Below are 22,050 nucleotides of genomic sequence, written 5' to 3'. Positions count from 1 at the left end.
GCTCTTTTATTCAGCTTCTTAAACACTCTCTATCACCTCCTTTGGTTTTTGGGTTTTGGCCTCATCGGACTCCTCTGCCCTCACCCCTCTCAGGGGTGAGCGTGAGAAGACCTTATCCAAACACATCTATGAGATTGAATCAACTACTTTGTCTAGTCACCTCCCTCTGAGGCTTATGTCAAGACTTAAGTAATCCTCCCCCTCGTTCCTGATGATGATCTTCCAGGAACCCTCCGGAAGCTTTACCGTCTCCTTGACCTCAGTTACATTTGTTCGCTTGAAGAGTTCTTTCGAGCCGTTCGAAGAGACCACGAGTAAGGTGAACGGTCTGTTTCCCGAGACCTCTATCCCCAGAATAACAGGACCCTTAAAGGGATACATGATCTCGGAACCCGGCTTAAGGACTTTGCCCTTTGAGTATACGAAATTTCCACCGCCGAGGCATCCTCCCAGCAGGACACTAACCAAGATTATTGTTAAAAATTTCATTGGTGGCATTCTCATACAATCCCCCCAGTTATGCATTTGTAAAGATAAATAAAATAAAGCTTAGATCAAAGATCAATCAAGCACGCGTTATCTAGTCCACAGGCATCAACCCCGCATAGGTCTAAGAGGCACTGGTCTATGCCACAGAGGTCAATCCCACCACATGGAATATCAAGCACTACTGGACAAAGTGTAGGTTCATACTTCTCGTCCCCTTGATGGCCTAGTTTCCTGAACATTGTTTTCACCCTCACAGATCAATGCCGCAGGAATTGTCCACCCCACAGATATCCAACCCGCAGATGTTCCAGTCCCAGCAGAGATCAAGGCAGAATTCCGGCTCCACCGGGTTGCCACCGGCGTTCAGCTTCTTAAACACTCTCTATCACCTCCTTTGGTTTTTGGGTTTTGGCCTCATCGGACTCCTCTGCCCTCACCCCTCTCAGGGGTGAGCGTGAGAAGACCTTATCCAACCAGTTCTCATCAAGATTCGAGTAGAGCCACGAACCCCACTTCACGAGAGCAAACATGTAGGCGCAGTGGAACTCGTCGGGGAGGAATATATCGCCGTTGTAGTAGTGGTTGTTGTAAATACAACCACCGCCACAGTAAGCCCTTATCGGGCAGTTCGAACAGTTGGGCCGCCTGTCTACGGTATGGCGCAGAATCTTCTGAATGAACTCGTTCTCCCACCTGAAATCATCAACGTGACCAACCACGAATTCTTCCATCCCAAAAAACCTGTGGCAGGGATACATCTTCCCGTCCGCCGAAACTCCAAAGTAGCTCCTGGCAACGCCACAGGGATAATGGCGGTAGGTGCCGGAGTAGATCATGTGAACCATCTCACGGAGCTTCGTGTAAACGATTCCCTTCTCTTTGTAGTGTTCAAGCTCGTCCTTCGCTATCTTCTCCAGGGCGGACTCAATGAGTTTGGCATGCTCCTTGGTTAGCGGTGTGCTGGTGGTGGCGGGCTCAAGATGAACGCTCCTAAATCCAAAATCAACGAAGAACCGGTAAATCTCATAGTACCTGCCGATCTGTTCGGGCAGAATCGTCGCGCGGACGCTAACCTTAACGCCGCGCTCAAGCATCTTTCGAGCGTTCTTGACCACAACATCAAACGTGGGGAATCCACCCCTCAATGGCCTGTTGTGGTTTTGAACCTCCCTGGGACCATCAAAGCTCAAAGTTACCGTGAAGTTGTTCTCGAGGAAAAAGTCAATGACCTTGTCCGTGATGAGGTAGCCGTTGGTGGTTATGCTGAAGGTAACGGTTTTGCCGTATTCCTCAGCCTTCCCTTTGGCGTAGTGAACCAGCTCCCGAATTAACGGGAAGTTTAGGAGAGGCTCACCACCAAAGAACTGGAGGTTAACAACATTCTTTCCTTCCCTCATTAGCAAATCAATAGCCCTTTTACCAACTTCCGGGCTCATTCTGGTGTTGGGAGTGTGGTAAGTCCCACCATCACCGTAGCAGTAAACGCACTCAAAGTTGCAGTCCTCCATGACGTTAAGGGAGAGGGAGGAGATCTTGGATTTCATAGCTCCAAGATATGGTTTTACAGGAGGTTTGGCTTCAAAAAACACCCGGCGCAGGCTCTCATCGGATTTAATCTCATTTATCAAAGAATCCCAGTCAGATTCGGAGTATTCCATTACAAAACGCTCCTTGGCATCACTCCAACCTAACTCTGTCACAAACCTGCAGAAGTCGTAGGTTTTCTTATCGACCTCAAATAGGGTTCCTGTAGGTGGATGCAGAACAAAAAACTTGCCACCGACATGGAAGGTGTACAATTCCGGTTTTACATCACCAGACATTGTACTTTAGCACCTCCGAAAAAAAACTGTAATTGGTACTTATAAGATTTTCCATTCATTTTGGGATTATATGAGTGTTAAAATTTTTCTACCCTGCTAAAACGACCAAAAACAAGTAGGAATACGTCCTCAAGTGATAGGTCCCCCACTTTGAACTGAAGGGCACCTTTCGAGGATAGAACCCTCACGAACTCATCAACTTCTTCGACCTTAAGGTACGCTACGACATGAGTATAGCCGTTCTTAAAGGTGCACTTCACGAGACCCTCCCAGTTGCAGTCGAACTTCCCCTCCACCAAGGCCACAACCTTCTTATCAACAGGGACCCTAAGTTTCTTGCTTATCTCCTCGGGCTTTCCCTCCATAATAGGCCTCTTGTTGAAGAGCAGAACCCTGTCGCTCAGCTTCTCCGCCTCCTGAAGGTCGTGGGTGGTGAGGATAACCGTTGTCCCAAAGTCACGGACTAAGCTTAATATTGCGTCATGTATCTCGCTCTTGGTTATCACATCGAGAAAAACCGTAGGCTCGTCTAGTATGAGGTATCTGGGCTGTACCACCAGGGCGGAGGCGATGTAAACCTTCTGCTTCATTCCGGCCGAGAGCTTCTGGTACCACTCGTCCCTCTTCTCCCACAGGTTCAGCAGCTTGAGCGCGTACTCTATGCGCTCCCCTATCTCACCCTCGGGGACTTTCCACAGCCTCGCGATGAACTTAAGGTTCCGATGAACGCTTAAGCGCCACTGGAATATGCCCCACATGTCCCTCTCGCCAGTGAAAACCGTGAACATCTTGCTCGCAACTTTGCCGTGCTCCCTAAAGCTGTCGTGGCCGTCGATGAGCAGTTTTCCAGAACTCGGCTCGAGGAGGCCGTTGGCGATTTTACAGAGGGTTGTCTTTCCCGCGCCGTTGGGGCCGAGGAGGCCGAATATCTCCCCCTCCATCACCCGGAAGCTCAGGTCTATGAGGGCTGGAATCTCTTCCCTGGGCTTTCCGAGAAAATCACGAAGGCTACCCAGATCGAAGAAGCCCCTGAAAGGGGGTGGATAGTACTTGGTGAGATGCTCCGCTTCTATCATCTGACCACCTCACACGTGCCCGAGGGTGCCCAGCTGCATTGCCTTCCCAACGCCCCACCGGAAGGTCGCGATTCCAACCAGGAGCATGACGCCCGTGCTCAGGGCAAGGTTCACGAAGCCCGGCCAGATCTGGGACACTGAATAGCCCCCACCCATCGTCAGCCTGGCCATCTCAAGAATGTACCTCTCGGGGTGTATCTTGGAAATAGGCTGGAGCCACCAGGGGAGAACTTGGGGAGGGAAGTAGAGACCGCTCACGAGCTGGGAGGTGAGGTTGAGGAACCAGTTTATCGGATCCTGCCTGGCCTTGGTCGCCGCCCGAAAGCCCGCTGAAAAAAGTTCAAGGGCGAAGGTGAGGGTGAAGCCCGCGAGGATAACAAGCAAAGCACCGAGGTTGATGTGTATGACCAGGCCGTAGAAGAGAACGAAGACTGCCGTTATCAGGCCCATTATCATAAGGCTCCAGACGACGTTCCAGGCGTTTATTCCCAAGAAGATCGCCACCATTCCGGCGGGGGAGGCGTAGAGCATCGGGAAGCTCCGCCCAATCAGGAGCTTGGAAAGGCTGCCCCGCGGAAGGAATATTATGTTGTGCACGATGAAGCCTATCAGAAAGAACTGGAGGAAGGAGTCGGTTCCGTACTGCTCGATGTTTGCATTTATCGTCACCAGGCTGGCGAATATTCCCATCACCGCAACCTGGATTAGAAGGCCTATCAAGTAGCTGACCACGTCCCAGCGGTAGCTGAAAAAGACCTCCCTCTGAACCTTGAAGAACTCGCGGACTATTCCAAGGCCGTCCTTCATTCCCACCGAAAAAAGTTAAAAGATAGGTTTAAAAAAGTAGCGCTCACTTGTTCATCATGAGCCTTATCCTCTCGGCGGCGTCCTTCGCCTTGTCCGAGATGTTGCTGAGGGTTCTGGCGATGTTTAGAATGTAGAACCCCTCACCCCAGCTCATTGAGTCGGCGCTTTCGAAGACGAGCTGCATGAGCTTCGTGTCGAGGGCGTCTATCCTGTTCTCAACGCTCTCTATTCCCCGGATTATCTCGTACTCCCGCTTTATCTCCCCGTCGGCGAAGCCGCTCTCTATAACGCGGTCCATCTGAACTATGGCCTCGTGGACGAGCTTAGCGGCCTTGATACTCTCCATACCCATCCGGAGGATTATGTCCCGTATCTCCGTTGGAACGCCGTCGGGCTTCTTTATGAGCAACCACTTGGCTGTGTCCTCGGCCGCATCCGCCACCTTGTCCTGCATGTGAAGGTATATGAGCACGTCCTCCCTCGCAACGGCCATCATGAGCTTCGAGCTGAGGGAATCCCTTATCTCCTCCTTTATCCTGTCGGCAACGTCCTCAAGGCGGTCAACCTCAACGGCCAACCCCGCCATCTCCTCGTACTCCCCTCCGTACCAAAGCTGAAGGGCCCGTTCGAGGGTCTCGACTGTCTTAAGAACGACCTCAGAATGCTTTATCAGAGGTTTGAAGGGACTCTTGGCGAAGAGTTTCGTCCACACCTGCATACCATCACCCCACGAGTATCAGGAACTTGAATATAACCGCGCTGATCACGGCCGCGACGGGAACCGTGATGAACCACGATATAACTATATCCCTAACGATGTCCTTGTTTATTGCCTTTACGCCGCGGGCGAGACCCACACCTATAACGGCCCCAACGACGGTATGTGTGGTGGATATCGGCATTCCCAACCAGCTCGCAACCAAGATCACCGTCGCAGCCGAGAAGTCTATGGAAAAGCCCCTGGTATTAGTAAGCTCCGTTATCTTCTTTCCAACCGTCTCCATGACCTTGTACCCATACATGAAGATGCCCACGGCTATCCCAAGACCTCCCAGCACCAGAATCCACCGAGGAACGGGAACCTTCATGCCACTCATCCCCATCGTTATGACGGCGTAGGCGGCCGCTATCGGTCCAACGGCGTTGGCAACATCGTTCGAACCGTGAGCAAGGGCGACGTAGGCGGAGGTGACAACCTGCACCTTTCGAAATATGCTCTCCACACCGATGTACGGATCACTCGGTCTGAAATGGATCCTTATGAAGAGGTAGCTCAGGACAAATATCACGATACCCGTAGGAACACCGTAGAGAACGACGCCCTTGAGCAGATTGGAGCCGTGGAGGACCTTTATATAGAACATCGTTCCTATAACAACGAACGCGAGCCCTATCCAGAAGGGAGCCCAGCGCCTGGCGCTCCCAAGTGGGTCTGCCCTTGCAAGGATGCTCCTCTTAACAGCATTGAAGACAAAGTACGCCACTATGGCCCCCAGAATCGGGGAAAGTATCCAGCTCATGACCACCTGGCCGAGCTTACCCCAGTCCACTATCGAGGTCCCGGCGTAGACGAGACCGTAACCAACAACGCCCCCGATTATGGAGTGTGTGGTGGAGACGGGGAGCCCGTTGTAGGTCGCGAAGATGAGCCATATGCTGGCGGCAAGAAGGGCCGCAAGTGAACCGTAGACGATGATCCATGGGTCGTGTATCATACCAACGTTGAGTATGCCCTTCCTTATGGTCTCGGTGACACTCTTGCCGAAGAAGTACGCCCCAGTGAAGTTCATGACCCCCGCTATAACCGCTGCCTGTTTGGGCGTTATGGCCCTTGCACCCACCGCAGTTCCCATTGAGTTCGCAACGTCGTTGGCGCCTATGTTCCACGCCATCCAGAAACCAAGGATCACAGTGAAGATAAGCCAAGCATCCACGCTCACCACCGCGGCGGACTGGAAGGATGAATATAAATATTTTGTCGAAGTAGAATATAGTGAACTACACATCACTATATAGCACAAGATAGAATAAAGAGATGATCAGGGATTGACCTCCACGGGCTTCACCCCGATCCTTCCAGAGCCCATCGAAAGGATCACGTAGTGGTAGAATCCACCCTGGTCGTGCGGTGCGTAGAGTGGCGCCCCCCCACCCCCGGTTATCAAAATGGGAACACCCTCGTAGGTTCCATACCAGTACATGTGAATGTGGCTGAATATCCCGAACGCGTGGTACTCTTTCATGAGCTCCAGAACCTGCTTGGCGCTCTCCTCACCGAGGGAGTGATGGCCGTTCGGCCGCGGATCCACCGGGGGCACGTGCATCACAAGAACCGGCCTCTGCCCGTGCTCCTTCGCCAGCTCAAACTGTCTCTTCATCCACGCTATCGTCCTCGACGGGAGGTTGTAGTTGTCCTCCACGTCGTTGGCAAAGATGTAGCGGTAGCCACCGAGGCTGAAAGCGTAGTTCGTCGGACCGAAGAGGTGGGTGAATATGTCAACCCCGTCCCCCTGATACTCGTGGTTTCCGGAGGCAACGAAGATCGGCTTGTTCCACTTCCAGACCTTCATAAGCTCGACCCACTGATCTACATCACCGGAGTAGACGAGGTCCCCTCCATCGATGATGAAGGCCCCACTCTCGTTGTTGACGCGGTCACGGATCTTAAGGAAGACCCCCGGGGGCTTGTCCCCACTGGGTGGTCTGTGGTCACCAAAAGCAAGAACCGTGTAGTTCTCAACGTCCTTTGGCGTCAAAGAAAACGTTTGAGCGGATGTTTTCAGCATGACGGAGGTGCCGTTGGCCCTAGCGTTCTGGGGGAGGTTCATAAACCCTGGGTTGACGTTCTCAATAACGTAGGTGAGGTTCACTCCCCTATGATTAAGGACGTTAACGGTGACGTTGAATCCGAGGGCATGGATGTAAACTGTGGAACCGTTCACGAGCTGTATAAAAGCCCCGTCCACGGTCACGTTCTCGCCGTCGACAACCCTCCAGTAGAACTGGAAGGGCTCACCGTAGCGGAACTGGTGGACGGTTACGAGTTCCCCCTCCTCAGGTATCCCATCCCAGTTATTGTCACCTATCTCCTTGATTCCCATGGCCTCAAAATTGTTGCCGTGTATCACGTAGGCCTCGTTAACCTGAATCTTTCCATCCTTAACCGCCATCGCGTACTGGAGCGCGGCACCCACCCCAGCCATGCCGGTGCCGGTGAGTATCAACCTGTCCCCCTCAGGGGATTTATATGCGACCATGAGGCCCTTATCAGCGCCCACGTAGTGGATACCCATCAGGTAGAGAACATAGCCGAAGTAATCCCTCCTCGTTATCAGGGCGGGTTTGCCAGCCAGTACCTTTCTGGCGTCAGCCGGGGACATGACCGCGATACCGCCCTTGTACTCCGAAATGGGCTCGATCCGGGCGTTGGGGAAGTAGTGCTGCACAAGGTTCTCGTAGCCGGGGCTGACGTAGATGGTGCTCTCGTTGAAGAGCTTTGACCAGTGAGCCAGAACCCCGCCAACGGGGTACGCTTTGAAGTTTATCCCTGAGGGTGGGCTCGTGGTACTCTTTACAGAGCCAGAACTCCCCCCCATGCATCCGGAGGCAAATACCGAACCTAACGTCAGAATCATCAGAAGAAACACAATTTTCCTGCGCATGGTTTCACCCCGTGACCGTTGGACAAACGCCTTAAATTCCTTTTGCCGCTAAAACTTAAATAGAGCAGGGTAGAGATTCACCCGGTGATGGCATGTTCGCAAAGCACTACACCGAAGTTCCCGAAGGGGACACAGGTTTTGAGGGCGTTACCATCCGCTGGCTGGTCTCCCCAAGGTTGGGCGCCAAGAACTACGCAATGCGCTACTTTACCATGAAGAAGGGCGCCGAGATACCAATCCACCACCATGACTGGGAGCACGAGATATTCATCATCCGGGGCGAAGGAACAATAACTAACGGGAGGGAGGACGTTCACGTCAAGGCAGGGGACTTCCTCTACGTTCCGCCCAACGAGCCCCACGGGTACAGGGCGACCGGAGAAACGCTGGAGTTCATATGCATAATCCCGGCCAAGAAGGAGGCCATTCCCGAGGAGGAATGGGCTTAGCGCCTGTAGTGATAGACCTTTATTTTCTTCTTCCTCAGAACAAGAAGGTCGGCTTTTCTGGACTTGGAACGTATCGGTTCCTCCTCAAGCAGGAGCCAGGCCAGATCGTAGGCCAGGGAAGCTATGACGATAAGGAACAAGCCCAAAACCATCAGCGGCGTGTAGTACCAGACCACGCCAATCCTAGGGATGATCATGATCACCCTCCCAACAACCTGCCCCGGGTAAACCCGCCAGGGATCGGTGTAGTTCCTGTTGTCGCCCTTGGTGACGTAATAGAGCCTACCGCCTGAATCCGTCTTCATGCCCACTATGCGGTGGGTTATCCTGTAGGTCGTGTTGCCTATGTTCACACGGTATAAAACGACGTCCCCCACGTGAAGCTCATTCGTAGGAACTGGCCTCGTAACCACGAGGTCGTTGGGGTTTATGTGAGGCTCCATCGAGTCAGTCAGGATAACGACGTACTGGAAGCCAAAGACAAAATGGAGGAGGATCACTAGGGCCACGAAGGCAAAGAGGAGATACGAGACCATTGAAAGGACACCAATCCGATGTTTCCCCATTCAACCCCACCCAATTAAAGCTACACCCGGGGCCCATTTTAACGACCTGCACATTGTAGTGGGTGTACTTCACCATATAAACCCAGTCCACGTAGGCTAAAAGGTTGACGGTGCCGAAAATGTCTTCGCTTCCGGTTCGGTCATTGCCGAACTCAAAGCGGAACTTCGAATTCCCCCCATGTATCCTGATGTAGTCATACCTGTGCCTCCTTTCAACCTTCGTGTGGATGAACATGTAGAAGGGGTAACTATCGGCACCTGGGCAGCTAATTCCCTGCGGAACTTAAAGACTATACTGTACAAGCCATCCACGATAAGTCCCGTAAGCTCGGCTTCCTTGGACGCCGGCGGAGATGAAGGTAGATATCGTCGAATTAATTACCAGATTACTCCTTGAAACGTTCAGCTCTCCGTTCCCGAAGGCCAGCGAATTAAAAAGCCAGTATTAACGTGGGGGTAACCCGAGACGGTTAAAGTTCTCGAAGTAGACGAACAGCTTTTGGGGATTCTTATAGCTCCAACAGGGGTCATCCAAGCTGTAATAAATCCTGACGACTCCCCAGCCACCCGCGGGAACGTAGGGCATCTGAAAGAACACCGTGAAAACCTTACTCGTACGCCTCATCACCCGGTAGTACAGGGGTTTTCCGTTTTCATCGACGACGTAGACGTTGCCGACTCTGAGTCTGGAGTATGCGGGCATCTCCTCTGTGGGAACCGTGATGTTAAAGGTGCAGTTCACAAGGTCAAGACCCTCAAGATTGGTAACGTTGACATTTATCCAGACCTCCCTCATTGAGAAGCACCGCCGGACTGGACGATAACATCTATCGACGGCATTGCAAAGGACGTGATTAAGAGTAGGCAGTCGCGAGAAGGGCCACAGGGGAAGTTTGTCATCGAGGGAGTGGTGTGGCATGTTTAGAACTCGTAAGGGTAAGAAAACGTAGAAAAGGAAAAGGCCAGGCACGTAGCATTCATTCAGGAATCCGTAGTCAGCCGGTGACGCTTGATCCCTGATATGTCACGGCTACCGAATACGCACCCGTGTTGGCCTGAATATCAACCGGGGAAGAGAAGGTTATGGTGACGATACCGTTACTGTCGGGGCTACCAGATCCTGAGGCAACGACATTGTTACCAGAGTCCAAAAGCTGAACGTACACCGTCCCAGAGGTAACCGGATTGTCATTCTGATCAACAACCTTGACTTTAACTCCAGTTATCTGGGTGCCATCGCTTGAAACAGTAAAGTCCACAGAAGCCGCGTTAACAGTACTGGTTATAGTCTTAGACCCCTGACCGAGGTTCTGTATAGTGACTGAAATCTGCGGAACAGCCAGTGCCGCTCCAACCATAGCCAGCACAAGGGCGAGTGCCAGCGGGATTAACCTCTTCTTATTACTCCTCATCTCACTTCACCCCAAGGGATTGTATCCTCATCCAAGTAAACAATGTATTTAAGGTTTGTCCTTCAAATTTAAGCAGACATTCTGCAAATCTATGGATGGGTACTCTGGTAAGGTACTAGACAGGACTTCGAAGCTTAATATTTTGAAAAGTCAACAACATAGTTTAGAAGATCCACCATATTTGTTATATATCATTGGAAGAAACCCAATCATACCGCCGTACCTTGAAGGTATGTCGAGCCAGCCCATCCGACAGCAACCTTCAAGAATTCACCGGGCTCACCGAAATCGAGGATTATATCCTTATAATTGAACGTTCTGCCCTCAATCCCACCCTTCTTGCCCGGTCCGTGGACGAGCACCTCAACGGTTTTTCCTACGTAAGTCCTGTTAATCTCGTATGCTATCCTCAGACGAAGTCTGTGAAGCTCGCGTGAGCGCTCTTTGACCTTCCAACCAGGGACCTGCTTCCATTTTGCCGCTATCGTTCCGGGCCTCGGAGAGTAGCGGGAGACGTTTATCTTGTCGGGCCTGACCCTCTTTACCAGCTCAACGGTGTTCCTAAATGCTTCGTCCGTCTCGCCGGGAAAGCCAACTATTATATCGGTGTTGAGGTTCAAGCCCGGAACTTGCCGTCTGAAGGCATTAACTATCTCCTCGAACTCCCCAACCGTGTAATTCCTACCCATCCTCCTCAAAACCCCATCGTCTCCGCTCTGTACGGGCAGATGAAGAAATCTGTAAACCTTAGGATCCTGATAGGCTTCGACCAGCTCGTCGAGTATCTTTATCACGTGGTTCGGATTCATCATACCAACCCTTACCCTGAAGTCCCCCTCTATCGAGGTCACCTCATCGAGTAACTCCGCAAGGTTGGTTCCGATGTCGAAGCCGTAGCAGCCGGTATCCTCGCTCGACAGCTGTATCTCCTTATATCCCCTGACGAGGGCCTCCTTAACCCATTTAACGACTAGCTCCGGCCGATAGCTTCTCAGAACCCCCCTGGCGAAGCGGGTTGCGCAGTAGGTGCACGCGTTGAGGCAGCCCTCACTTATGGGAACGACGAAGGCAACACCATTTTTCCAGAGCCTCGGAAGTTCGAGCTTATCGAGATTCCTTTCCCGCCAGCCCTCAACGCTCACCAGCTTTCCGCCGTGCTCCGCTACGCTCACCGCCTCGGCGATTCTGTTTATGCTCTTGACGCCGAGGATTCCATAAACGCGTGAATCTATAACGTCGGGGTTGACGTGGGGGAGGCAGCCGGTGACGATTACCCTCTTGCCTGCATCGATGAGTTCAGTGATTCTACGCGCCATGTGCTTCTCGGTGGGATCCTTGACGGCACACGTATTGACCACGACGTAGTCAGCGCCTTCAGGGGTCTCCGCTAGCTCATAGCCCGCACTAACCAGAAGGGCCTCCATCATCTCCCCATCGGCCCGGTTCCGGGTGCAACCATAGCTCTCAACGTGGACCCTCACCATCGCTAGCGGCCTAAGGGCAGGGGTTTAAAAAGAATGCGGTCCATCTTTGGGAACCGTAAAGAAGAATCGGCAAGAATGATAGGAAAGGAAATCAGATAACCTCTCCAAAAGCGAACTTTCTCTTGACTGAGTTTATCACGATCTCGACTTCGTCGCCAACCTGTGTGTTCGGGACGAAAATAACGAAGCCCTTAACCTTGGCGATTCCATCGCCGCCTTTGCCAAGACTCTCGATCCTAACCCTGTACCTTTCTCCAACCTTAACCGGGGCTTCGTAGCCACCGCCAAACGTATCTCCATACATATCCAACACCAACTATTCAGTATTCGGGGCTCCCTCGAAAGACTCCGAGAAGAGTCCCGATGATGGGTCAGTTCGAGGGTATATAAAGCTTTGGGTGGGCCCGTTTGCTGTTGTAAAAAAAGTAAACAAAAGTGTTTCTCAAAAAGGAAGCTGACTGTGGCCCTTTGCGGGAGCGTCGCCGCGGAGGCCAGGCGCCGAGGCTCGACCATAGAAACTTCCAGCCGGTGAACAGTGTCATACCCGTAGACTACTCCACCCCAAGCCCTCCTCCAAAGTTGTTATTTTCGACGACCCCTCTAATATCTGCTGTTAACCTAAAACGTTTTATTTATGAAAAAGAGAAAACAAATTTGTATTTAGCAATTTTCGTAATATTTTTATGCTTTTGTTTACCTTACTAGTTAAAATAACAGGAATTTTATAGAACGCATTGTTAGAAACCACTGGTTGTACATTTCTGGTTGTAAAAAGGCTTTTATCCTGCCCGAAATATTTATGAATGAACACATTTGGAGGGATGTACAATGTTGTGGGAGTCCCAGATCCCCATAAACCAGGTTTTTGAGATGAGGTGCAAGACGACCAACTACTTTGGTGTTGGCGCCATAAACAAGTTCTATGACATCGCCAAGGAGCTCAAAGAGGGGGGCATAACCAGGGTCATTCTCGTCACAGGAAGGAGCTCGTACAAGAAGTGTGGTGCCTGGGACGTTGTCAAGCCGGCCCTTGAGGAATACGGCATTGAGTACGTCCACTACGACAAGGTCGGCCCGAACCCTACCGTTGACATGGTCGATGAAGCTGCCCAGCTCGGCAGAGAGTTCGGGGCACAGGCCGTCATTGGAATAGGCGGCGGAAGCCCAATTGATACCGCCAAGGGTGTCGCGATTCTGCTTGAGTACACCAACGAGGACGCGAGGACACTCTACGAGCTCAGGTTTACCCCGAGGAAGGCCAAGCCGGTAATAGCCATCAACACCACCCACGGTACCGGAACCGAGGTTGACAGGTTCGCCGTTGCCTCAATTCCGGAGAAGGAGTACAAGCCGGCCATAGCTTACGACTGCATCTACCCGCTCTACGCCATCGACGACCCCGCCCTCATGACCAAGCTGCCCGCGGATCAAACGCGCTACGTTACCATAGATGCCCTCAACCACATCACCGAGGCTGCAACAACCAAGGTCGCCAGCCCGTACTCCATACTCCTTGCCCAGGAGACCGCGAGGCTCATCTTCGACTACCTCCCCGAAGCTTTAAACCACCCGGACAACCTGCAGGCTAGGTACTACCTCCTATACGCCTCGGCCATAGCGGGAATAAGCTTTGACAACGGCCTGCTCCACTTCACCCACGCCCTCGAGCACCCCCTCAGCGCGGTCAAGCCCGAACTTCCCCACGGCCTCGGCCTGGCCATGCTCCTGCCGGCGGTTATCAAGCACATCTATCCAGCCACTGCAAGGGTTCTGGCGGAAGTCTACAGGCCGCTCGTTCCGGACGCAAAAGGCGTTCCCGGAGAGGCCCTCAAGGTCGCGAAGGCCGTCGAGAACTGGCTCTTCAGCGTCGGCGTGACTGAGAAGCTCAGCGATGTTGGATTCACTGAGGAGGACATAGACAAGCTCACAGAGCTGGCGATGACGACTCCAAGCCTCGACCTTCTCCTGTCACTCGCCCCGATACCCGCCACCAGGGAGACCATTGCCTCAATCTACTGCGACTCCCTCTACCCGCTCAGTGAGTGATTCCCCGAGATTTCCTTTTTCTTTTCATTGAAGAGTAAACAAAAGGGTTAGCATTTTCGAGATGGGCGTGAAAAACTCCGGTTCTTTCGAAAGGGGCAAGGTTCTCAACCTATGGTTCAAAAAAGCCTTTTATTGACTTTTTCAAACCTCCTATCAAGGAGTATCAAGATTATTGGGGGGTGATACCTTGGGCGAGGTAAGCATTGACAGGGTCTGCCGAGTTGCCGGCGAGGCCAAGCTCATCCTGTACGAGGAAGATGGAATTGTCCAAGATGCGCTTTTCATATCAATGGCCCCAGTCAGGGGCTTCGAGAAGATGGTCGTCGGCAAGAACCCCCTCTTTGCTGTCGAGGCTGTCATGAGGATATGCGGACTCTGTCATGCTTCCCACGGGATAGCGGCGAGTGAGGCCATAGAGCACGCCATAGGCATAATGCCACCGAGAAATGGGCTCTTGATGAGGGAGGCACTCGGCCTCGTGAACAGAATACAGAGCCACGCGATGCTCTTTTTAATGGTGGCTGGAGACCTCATCAAGGAGGAGAAACGCAACGAGGTTCTTTTCAAGCTCATGGACTTCCACGCCAAGGTCAGCGACGTCCTCCTGAAACTTGGGGGGGCGGCAACACACCCTCCCAACCTGACCGTTGGTGGTATGCTGTCGGTTCCAAAGTGGAGCGTCTTCAACAACATAAAGGCCAGGTTTCCGAAGATTATGGAAGCATGGGGGGAGATAGAGGAGATTCTCACCGACGAGGACTTCCAGACCGAGGTAGCGGACGAACTGAGAGGCGTTAAGAGAGACAACGGATACCTTGCCACGAGCCTCTTCTACGGCGACAGGTTCAACATAAACGTGGACAAGATAGAGCTTGAGCCCTACTACGACTACCGCAAGGACAACCCCCACTCCAAGGAGGCAACGACGTTAATAGCTCTCTACGACGGCAAAATGATAGAGGCAGGCCCGAGGGCCAGGATGAAGGTCTATCGCGAGTTCAACGACAGTTCACTCTACGGCCTCCACACGGCAAGGGTCGAGGACACGAGGCTCGCACTGCTAAGGCTCGAGGAGGTTCTCGACGAGATAAAGATGGACGAGCCGTTCAGGACAAAGAACATAATCTTCGGCCCGGGTAAAGGAATCGGTGTCTACGAGGCACCGAGAGGGACGCTCGTTCACCTCGTTGAGCTTGGAGAGGAAGGAAGGGTTCTCAGCTCGAAGATAATCGTCCCGACGATGTTCAACCTACCCCTCATGGAAGAGATGGCCAAGGGACTGAGCGTTAGGGCTGCCGAGGCCGTTATGCGCCTTTACGACCCGTGCATTCCCTGTACAACCCACGTTGTTAAGCTGAGGTGATGCTCATGGAAAAACTCAAAGTCCTTCACGTTGAGTTCGGCGGCTGTGAGGGCTGTGCCGTCAGCATAATAAGGGCCTATCCAAAGCTGATGGAGAACATAGAGCTCGATATAAGCTATCTCAGGGAGAGGGAGTGCAAGTTCGGGGAATACGACGTTGCCATAATAACCGGCGGAATCTGCATGAACGAGCCCAGGGCAATAGAGGAGCTGAAGGAGATAAGGGAGAAGGTCCACACCGTGGTTGCCTACGGCTCCTGCGCGACCTTTGGTGGAATTCTGCGCTTCTGTCGGGGCGGCCAGGAGCCTAGGCCGGACCACAGAAACTTCCAGCCCCTCAACAGCGCGATAAAGGTTGACTACTCCATTCCGGGCTGCCCGCCAACACCCCAGATGCTGCAGTCCTTCTTCAGGTTCTTCATAGCCGGGAACGAGGCTCGGCTGAAGCTCTTCAAGGTAAGTGCAGACGTCAAGAAGCTCAGCGGCTTTGATCTGATAGACGACATCGTTCTTACGGGACTATGCATCGGTTGCGGTGCCTGCGAGCTCTCCTGTCCGACCCACGCGATAAAGATGGTGGACAAGAGGCCAAACCTCATTCAGGAGAAGTGCATCCGCTGTGGAACCTGCTACATAAGGTGCCCCCGTGCAAGCCAGCTCATGTGTATGGGTGGTGGTGAAAGATGATGAGCACCGGTGAAAATCCCCTCGGTAATTTTCTTGGAATATACCTGGCCAGGGCGACGGATGAAGAGATAAGAAATCAGAAAGTTGCGAGCGGAGGGGCCGTGACTGCGCTCCTTGCTTACGCGCTTGAAAAGGGACTCGTTGACGGAGTGGTTGCCGCGAAGAGGACGGAGGGCCTTGAGGGTCAGGCGGTGGTTGCGAGGAGCAAGAAGGAACTCTTAGAGGCCGCTGGAAACAAGTGGAGCATAGTGCCCTTCGCCTCGCGCATGAAGGCCAAGATAGAGGAGGAGGACCTCAAGGAGGTTGCCGTGGTGTGTCTTCCATGCCAGGCCCAGTTCTTCGCACAGATGAGGGACTTTCCGATGCTCGAAAGCGACTTCGGCGAGAGAATAAGGTACATAGTCAGCCTCTTCTGCATGGGGACGTTTGCCTTTGAGGCCTTCCTCAACTACCTGAGGATGAAGCACGAAATAAGGGCTGAGGAGGTAAAGGACATCCGTCTGAAGGGAGACGTTCTTGAGGTTCACCACGACGACACTGTTCTGGCCATACCTCTTAAAGAGGCGTACTCCTACCTTCAGACGGGCTGTCTGGTGTGCACCGACTACACTGGCGTCTGGAGCGATATCTCAGCCGGATTCGTCGAAAACGAACCCGGCTGGACGGTTGTGATAACGAGGAACGGCCGCGGGGAGGAACTCGTCAAAGGGGCGGAGAAAGAGGGTTACCTAGAACTGCGCGATGGTTCCCACGTCCTCGGTGAGGTTTTGAAGAGGGCCAGAGAAAAGGTCGCCAGGGCGCAGAGGAACATGGCACAGCTGTTCTGAAGCTCCATTTACCTTTTTGAGGTGCACAGATGCAATCACATTTGTTTTTCCTCGGCGGGAAAATATACAAACGAATAAAACAACGAGGAACAGACTATTTTGGCTGTTCTCTTTTATCTAAACCTATGGTTAAAAACTAAGCTGTTAAAAAACCGTTTTAAGCAAAAACAAGGAGATAATTCTGAAGAAAAACATGGGCACCTGGGTAATAGACAGACATTAACGAATGTAAAAGTACATGGAGGTGTTCCCGTTGGAAGAAAGGCTCGTGCCCGTCGTCTGCCCCTACTGTGGTGTAGGGTGCAGACTACATGTCAGGTCAGTGGACGGCTATCCCCTGGGCATAGAGTACGCCGGCGACATTCCGGGAATTTCAAACGAGAAGGGCAAGCTCTGTCCCAAGGGCAACGCGGTCGTCGAGTATCTTCTCGCAAAGGACAGGCTGACAAAGCCGCTCAAGGCCAAGGAAGAGGGTAAGTTCGTAGAGATCAGCTGGGACGAAGCTATTAAGGAGATAGCCGAGAGACTTAAGGCTTACACCAAGGACGACCCTGATCAGATAATGTTCTTTGGCTGTGCAAGAACATTTAACGAGCCCAACTATCTCATCCAGAAGCTGGCCAGAATGCTCGGGACCAACAACGTTGACCACTGTGCAAGGCTCTGCCACTCCTCAACGGTTTCAGGCCTCAGAGCCGTCTTCGGTGCCGGTGCAATGACCAACACTTACAGGGACATTGAGGAGGCAAATGTCATCTTCATCATCGGTCACAACTACGCCGAGACCCACCCGGTCGGCTTCCGCTACGTCATCAAGGCCAAGGAGAGGGGCGCAAAGGTTATAGTCGCCGACCCGAGGTTCACCAGGACGGCCTGGCACGCGGACATATTCCTTCAGCACTATCCGGGAAGCGACATTGCCCTTCTCAACGGCCTCATCCACGTCATCATCAAGGAGAAACTCTACGATGAACGCTTTGTCCGCGAGAGGTGTACCGGTTTCGATGAGGTCGTCAAGGCCGTTGAGAAATACACACCGGAGTTCGTTGAAAAGGTAACGGGCGTTCCGAAAGAGCTCATAATTGAAGCTGCCAGAACCTTCGCCACAGCAGGTAAGGGTGTCATAACCTGGGCAATGGGCCTGACCCAGCACACCCACGGACACGACAACGTCAGGCTCGCCGCGACCCTCTCGGCAATATGCGGCTACCAGGGCAGGGAGGGCTGCGGAGTTTCTCCAATGCGCGGCCAGAACAACGTCCAGGGTGCCTGCGACATGGCGGCCCTGCCGAATTACTTCCCGGGTTATGGACTCGTGACCGACCCAGAGAAGCGGGCCTTCTTCGAGGAGTTCTGGGGCGTTCCGCTGAGCGGAGAGCCAGGCCTCACCGCGGTTGAGGCAGCCTATGCAATAGACAGGGGCAAGGTCAAGGCCTACTACGTCATGGGTGAGAACCCCGTGATAAGCGAGGCCAACGCGAACCACGTGATGCACGCCCTCCAGAAGCTTGAGTTCATGGTCGTCCAGGACATAGTGCCGACACCTACCATGCAGTTCGCCGACATAGTTCTTCCGGCAGCGGCCATGCTCGAGAACGAGGGTTCGATAACCAACACGGAAAGGAGGGTCCAGTGGAGCTTTCAGGCTGCCAAGCCGCCCGGAGAGGCAAGGCCGGACTGGTGGATAGTCAGCGAGATAGGAAAGGCGGTTGGCTTTGACAAAGCCGGCCCGAAGGGCTTCATTTACGGCTCGGCTGAGGATATCCTGAGGGAAATAAACGCCTGCACCCCGCAGTACAGGGGAATAACCCCCGAGAGGCTGAAGGCCAACCTGGCTGGAATACACTGGCCGTGCCCGAGTGAGGATCACCCCGGAACGAGGTTCCTCTACAGGGACAGGTTCCTCACCCCGGACGGAAAGGCACACCTCGCGGCTGTGGAGCACAGAGATCCCGCTGAACTGCCGGACGAGGAGTACCCGTTCCTGCTCACCACAATCAGGTACGTCGGCCAGTACCACACAGCAACCATGACCATGAGGAGCGAGTCCCTGAAAAAGCGCTGGCCCGAGCCACTGGCAGAGATACACCCGGAGGACGCCGAAAAGCTCGGAATAAAGACCGGCGACTGGATAGTGGTCGAGACGAGGAGAGGAAAGTACCCGATAAGGGCAAAGGTCACGAGGCTCGTCAAGAAGGGCGTCATAGCGGTTCCGTGGCACTGGGGAGCCAACGTTCTAACCAACGACGCGCTCGATCCGGACTCAAAGATTCCAGAAACGAAGGTCTGTGCCTGTAGGGCCAGAAAGGTCAGCGAGGAGGAAGCAAAGAAGGTTATGGAGGAGCTCCCGCCCGTTATACCGAAGTTGGAGGTCATCAAGGGGTGATTTAAATGGCCAGGAAGACCATCTTTATTGACTTTTCCAAGTGCATTGAGTGCCTTGCCTGTGAGGTTGCCTGTGAGCGCGAGCACAACGGAAAGTCCCACATAAAGGTCTTTGAGTGGCAGGAAATGGCCGCGATGGCCCTCAACTGCAGGCACTGTGAAACCGCTCCCTGTGTCGAGGTCTGTCCGACCAACGCCCTCTATCGCGATGAGGACGGTGCCGTAATCCTCGCTCCCCAGAAGTGTATCGGCTGTCTCATGTGCGGCATAGTCTGTCCCTTCGGCATTCCCGAGTTAGACCTCATAAACAAGATAATGGGCAAGTGTGACCTATGTGCTCACAGGAGAAAAGAAGGCAAGCTCCCGGCCTGTGCAGAGACCTGCCCGACCGATGCACTGGTGTTCGGCGAGTGGAACGAGATAATCCGCGAGAGAAGAAGGAAGTTCACGGAAAAGACCATTGAGCTCTCGAAGAAAGCGGAGGGCATATCACTCCAGGGAGTGTGATAGCATGGAGGAGCTTTTCGTTCTTTCTTTTTCCATTCCACTGGTCGGGGGTTTAATCCTCTTCAAGCTCGACGGTAAAAAGGCTGATTACTTCATGCTCATCACTGTCATACTTGCAACCATACTCAACCTCATCGGCGTTTACGATTTCTGGGTTAAAGGGATGCCGACCGTCCACAAGACCCTGATAAGCTCCTCAAGCTTCGGAGAGGTTTACGGCCTGCTGATTGACCCGATGAGCGTTGTTGTTGGCTTAGTCGTCATAACCGCCGGATTGCTCTTCATGCTGTACGCAAAGGACTACATGAGCCCAGAGAACAAGGAGCACCCGGTTTATGAGGGCAAGGGAAGGTTCCACGCGTGGATGGTCCTCTTTATAGGCGCCACCCTGGCGTTCATATACTCCTCCTCCGTTCTTCAACTGCTGATATTCTTCGAGATAATGAGCCTCGCCTGTTGGGGTGTCGTGAGCTATTACGGCGGTGAAAAGGCCAAGCGCTCGGCATACAAGGCGCTGATAATCACCAATTTCGGGGCGATGGTCGGCCTCTACACCGCTGTCGGAATAGGCCTGACGAAGCTACACGATCTCAGCCTCTTCGCTTACTCCGGCCTTGATGAACACCTTAAGCTGATAGTTTTCATAGCCGTTATGATTGCCGCGTTCACCAAGAGCGCCCAGTTCCCGCTCTACTCCTGGCTTCCGGACGCGATGGTCGCCCCAACGCCCGCAAGTGCTTTCCTGCACGGAGCGGCGATGGTCGAGATGGGTGTGTTTTTACTGGCCAGGTTCGTTCAGTTCATGCATCCGATTCCGAAGGAAGGCTTCTACGCCATGGCCTCGCTCCTGATAGCGACCCAGATAATCTGCATCCTGATGTACCCGTTCCAGAGGAGCGCCAAGAGACTTTTGGCCTATTCAACGATAGCTGAATCGAGCCTGATGTACGTTGCCCTTGCCGCTGCGGTCCTCGGAATGAAAACCGGCCTGCAGGCCTCGATGTTCCAGCTCTTCAACCACGCCTACGTCAAAGGTCTGGCCTTCCTCACCGCGGGAACCTTCAGCTACGCCCTCGGAACCCTCAGCATGGACAAAATAAGAGGCCTCATAAAGTCCCCGGTGGTGGGCTACTCCTGGACGTTCTCCCTGCTCGGCTTGGCGGGAGTTCCGCCCTTCGCGGTCTTCTTCGGTAAGATGGCAATCCTGAGCAACGCTTCAGGGATAGAGAAGAGCCCGCTCCTCTTGGCAATGTTCGTGCTCCTCCTGCTTGACTCAGCGGTCTTCCTCATGGTCGCGCTGAGGAGCATCCACGACATGGTGTTCAGCGAGGGCACCGAGAAGGTCGAGATAACACCGGCGATGAAGGCCGCAATGGTGGCCCTGCTGATACTCGGCATAGTTGCTCCGCTCATAGCGTATCCCTTTGTCGTCAAGGTGGGGTGGTGAGGGATGTTCGACGTAACGCTCAGCCTGGCACTTGACAGAACCGGTGTGCTCTTCGTCCTCAACGTGGCAATACTTGGCCTTGCCGCTTTGATAGCCTCGCTTAAGTACATGAACATCTACGAGTTCAAACCCAAGATACCCTACTATCCAACGCTGATAGTCTTCATCATCTCAATGCTGCTAATACCAATGGTCAGGGACTGGTTGGTGTTCCTCTTCCTCTGGGAGATAATGACCCTCGCCTCGTACCTCCTGATAATCTATGACTGGCCGAAGAAGAAGGTCAAGAGGGCCGGCTGGAAGTACTTTGTAACGATGCACCTCTTTGACACCTCACCACTCATGCTCGGCGTTGCGCTCGTGTATGCTTCAAACGGGAGTTTTGCCTTTGCCCCATTGAGCGGAGCGTACACCACAGCGGTAGTTGCTCTGTTCCTCATCGGATTCGCCGCCAAGGCAGGTCTCTTCCCGCTCCACTTCTGGTTACCGGACGCTCACCCAGCAGCCCCAAGCCCGGTATCGGCCCTGATGAGTGGAGCAATGGTCGAGCTCGGCCTCTACGGGAGCATAAAAATCCTCCAGGCAGTGAACTGGAGCGTCCCCGGATGGATAATCTGGCTTATCGGAGCAATGGCCGTCCTCAGCATGCTCGCGGCGATATTCAGCTACGGCATCCAGGACGACGTTAAGAGTCTCTTCGCCTGGTCGACGATAGACAACATGGGCTGGCTGTATCTGCTCCTCCTCGCGGGACTGCTCGGGGTTTCAGGCGTTGAGAAGAACATCGGTTACTACGTTCTGGCCCACGGTTTAGCAAAGGGTGCCGCGTTCATCACCACGGGAGCGTTGCTCTATGTCTTTGGCACGAGGAGTCTGAGCAAAATGAAGGGAATGATAAACACTGACCAGCTCAGCGCCGGGCTCATGATAGCCTCAATATTCGCCCTTGAGGGTGTTCCGCCCTTCAACCTCTTCCTCAACAAACTCAACGTCATCAAAACCCTCCTCACCGTAAAACCGG

At 53.3% G+C, this 22,050-nt stretch carries 22 protein-coding genes; 9 read left to right on the top strand and 13 right to left on the bottom strand.

What is annotated here, in order from left to right:
- Window positions 1-156 precede the first annotated feature (156 nt).
- From MVK60_RS02070 to MVK60_RS02035, 8 genes are all read right to left on the bottom strand, one after another.
- Entirely contained in the window at window positions 157-504 is a 348-nt protein-coding gene (locus MVK60_RS02070; protein WP_297435963.1) for a hypothetical protein, read from the bottom strand.
- Window positions 505-739: 235 nt separating this feature from the next.
- Window positions 740-868: a hypothetical protein gene (locus tag MVK60_RS02065; RefSeq protein WP_297435961.1), complete on the bottom strand. Its 129-nt coding sequence runs from the start codon at window positions 866-868 to the stop codon at window positions 740-742.
- Window positions 861-2,312 carry a radical SAM protein gene (locus tag MVK60_RS02060; RefSeq protein WP_297435959.1) on the bottom strand — a complete coding sequence of 484 codons (1,452 nt, stop codon included), beginning with the start codon at window positions 2,310-2,312 and terminating at the stop codon, window positions 861-863. Before MVK60_RS02060 ends, MVK60_RS02065 begins: the two co-directional genes overlap by 8 nt.
- A 77-nt stretch (window positions 2,313-2,389) precedes the next feature.
- A complete protein-coding gene (locus tag MVK60_RS02055; protein WP_297435957.1) occupies window positions 2,390-3,388 on the bottom strand; it encodes an ABC transporter ATP-binding protein in 999 nt (332 codons plus the stop codon).
- 9 nt (window positions 3,389-3,397) lie between these two features.
- Window positions 3,398-4,195 (bottom strand): ABC transporter permease, encoded by a 798-nt coding sequence (locus MVK60_RS02050; protein ID WP_297435965.1) that lies wholly within the window; start codon window positions 4,193-4,195, stop codon window positions 3,398-3,400.
- 43 nt (window positions 4,196-4,238) lie between these two features.
- Window positions 4,239-4,913 carry a TIGR00153 family protein gene (locus MVK60_RS02045; RefSeq protein WP_297435955.1) on the bottom strand — a complete coding sequence of 225 codons (675 nt, stop codon included), beginning with the start codon at window positions 4,911-4,913 and terminating at the stop codon, window positions 4,239-4,241.
- A gap of 4 nt (window positions 4,914-4,917) precedes the next feature.
- Entirely contained in the window at window positions 4,918-6,138 is a 1,221-nt protein-coding gene (locus tag MVK60_RS02040) for an inorganic phosphate transporter (protein ID WP_297435953.1), read from the bottom strand.
- Between the two features lie 96 nt (window positions 6,139-6,234).
- Window positions 6,235-7,857: a metallophosphoesterase gene (locus tag MVK60_RS02035; protein ID WP_297435951.1), complete on the bottom strand. Its 1,623-nt coding sequence runs from the start codon at window positions 7,855-7,857 to the stop codon at window positions 6,235-6,237.
- Window positions 7,858-7,949: 92 nt separating this feature from the next.
- Between MVK60_RS02035 and MVK60_RS02030 the strand changes: the two genes are divergently transcribed.
- Window positions 7,950-8,306: a cupin domain-containing protein gene (locus MVK60_RS02030; protein WP_297435949.1), complete on the top strand. Its 357-nt coding sequence runs from the start codon at window positions 7,950-7,952 to the stop codon at window positions 8,304-8,306.
- On the opposite strand, the gene MVK60_RS02025 is transcribed toward MVK60_RS02030, so the two are convergent.
- The 5 genes from MVK60_RS02025 to MVK60_RS02005 all read right to left on the bottom strand — a co-directional run bounded on the left by MVK60_RS02025 (window position 8,303) and on the right by MVK60_RS02005 (window position 12,072).
- Complete coding sequence (locus MVK60_RS02025; RefSeq protein WP_297435947.1) at window positions 8,303-8,872, bottom strand: signal peptidase I; 570 nt, start codon at window positions 8,870-8,872, stop codon at window positions 8,303-8,305. The genes MVK60_RS02030 and MVK60_RS02025 overlap by 4 nt on opposite strands.
- Window positions 8,873-9,317: 445 nt before the next feature.
- Window positions 9,318-9,668 carry a hypothetical protein gene (locus MVK60_RS02020; protein ID WP_297435945.1) on the bottom strand — a complete coding sequence of 117 codons (351 nt, stop codon included), beginning with the start codon at window positions 9,666-9,668 and terminating at the stop codon, window positions 9,318-9,320.
- Window positions 9,669-9,867: 199 nt separating this feature from the next.
- Entirely contained in the window at window positions 9,868-10,284 is a 417-nt protein-coding gene (locus tag MVK60_RS02015; protein ID WP_297435943.1) for a hypothetical protein, read from the bottom strand.
- Between the two features lie 209 nt (window positions 10,285-10,493).
- Window positions 10,494-11,768 (bottom strand): tRNA (N(6)-L-threonylcarbamoyladenosine(37)-C(2))-methylthiotransferase, encoded by a 1,275-nt coding sequence (locus MVK60_RS02010; RefSeq protein ID WP_297435942.1) that lies wholly within the window; start codon window positions 11,766-11,768, stop codon window positions 10,494-10,496.
- A 91-nt stretch (window positions 11,769-11,859) separates the two neighbouring features.
- Entirely contained in the window at window positions 11,860-12,072 is a 213-nt protein-coding gene (locus MVK60_RS02005) for a TRAM domain-containing protein (RefSeq protein ID WP_297435940.1), read from the bottom strand.
- A 566-nt stretch (window positions 12,073-12,638) separates the two neighbouring features.
- Between MVK60_RS02005 and MVK60_RS02000 the strand changes: the two genes are divergently transcribed.
- From MVK60_RS02000 to MVK60_RS01965, 8 genes are all read left to right on the top strand, one after another.
- Complete coding sequence (locus tag MVK60_RS02000; RefSeq protein ID WP_297435938.1) at window positions 12,639-13,814, top strand: iron-containing alcohol dehydrogenase; 1,176 nt, start codon at window positions 12,639-12,641, stop codon at window positions 13,812-13,814.
- Between the two features lie 187 nt (window positions 13,815-14,001).
- Window positions 14,002-15,177 carry a nickel-dependent hydrogenase large subunit gene (locus tag MVK60_RS01995; RefSeq protein ID WP_297435935.1) on the top strand — a complete coding sequence of 392 codons (1,176 nt, stop codon included), beginning with the start codon at window positions 14,002-14,004 and terminating at the stop codon, window positions 15,175-15,177.
- On the top strand, window positions 15,177-15,863 hold the full coding sequence (locus tag MVK60_RS01990) for a 4Fe-4S binding protein (protein WP_297435933.1): 687 nt from the start codon (window positions 15,177-15,179) through the stop codon (window positions 15,861-15,863). The genes MVK60_RS01995 and MVK60_RS01990 overlap by 1 nt, the downstream gene beginning before the upstream one ends.
- Window positions 15,863-16,690 carry a Coenzyme F420 hydrogenase/dehydrogenase, beta subunit C-terminal domain gene (locus MVK60_RS01985; protein ID WP_297435931.1) on the top strand — a complete coding sequence of 276 codons (828 nt, stop codon included), beginning with the start codon at window positions 15,863-15,865 and terminating at the stop codon, window positions 16,688-16,690. The genes MVK60_RS01990 and MVK60_RS01985 overlap by 1 nt, the downstream gene beginning before the upstream one ends.
- Window positions 16,691-16,928: 238 nt before the next feature.
- Window positions 16,929-19,076, top strand: coding sequence for a formate dehydrogenase subunit alpha (gene fdhF / locus MVK60_RS01980; RefSeq protein ID WP_297435929.1), 2,148 nt, complete (start codon window positions 16,929-16,931; stop codon window positions 19,074-19,076).
- A 5-nt stretch (window positions 19,077-19,081) separates the two neighbouring features.
- The gene (locus tag MVK60_RS01975) at window positions 19,082-19,582 is read left to right on the top strand and encodes a 4Fe-4S dicluster domain-containing protein (RefSeq protein ID WP_297435928.1); all 501 of its coding nucleotides are present in this window, start codon (window positions 19,082-19,084) and stop codon (window positions 19,580-19,582) included.
- A 4-nt stretch (window positions 19,583-19,586) separates the two neighbouring features.
- On the top strand, window positions 19,587-21,029 hold the full coding sequence (locus MVK60_RS01970; RefSeq protein WP_297435926.1) for a hydrogenase 4 subunit D: 1,443 nt from the start codon (window positions 19,587-19,589) through the stop codon (window positions 21,027-21,029).
- Between the two features lie 3 nt (window positions 21,030-21,032).
- Window positions 21,033-22,050 (top strand): proton-conducting transporter membrane subunit (locus MVK60_RS01965; protein WP_297435924.1); only part of this gene is annotated, 1,018 nt, incomplete at its 3' end.

It is taken from the genome of Thermococcus sp. (genome assembly GCF_026988555.1).
GTDB lineage: Archaea > Methanobacteriota_B > Thermococci > Thermococcales > Thermococcaceae > Thermococcus.
Note: the sequence above shows the minus strand (reverse complement) of the source record. Positions and strands in the feature narration are given on the sequence as shown.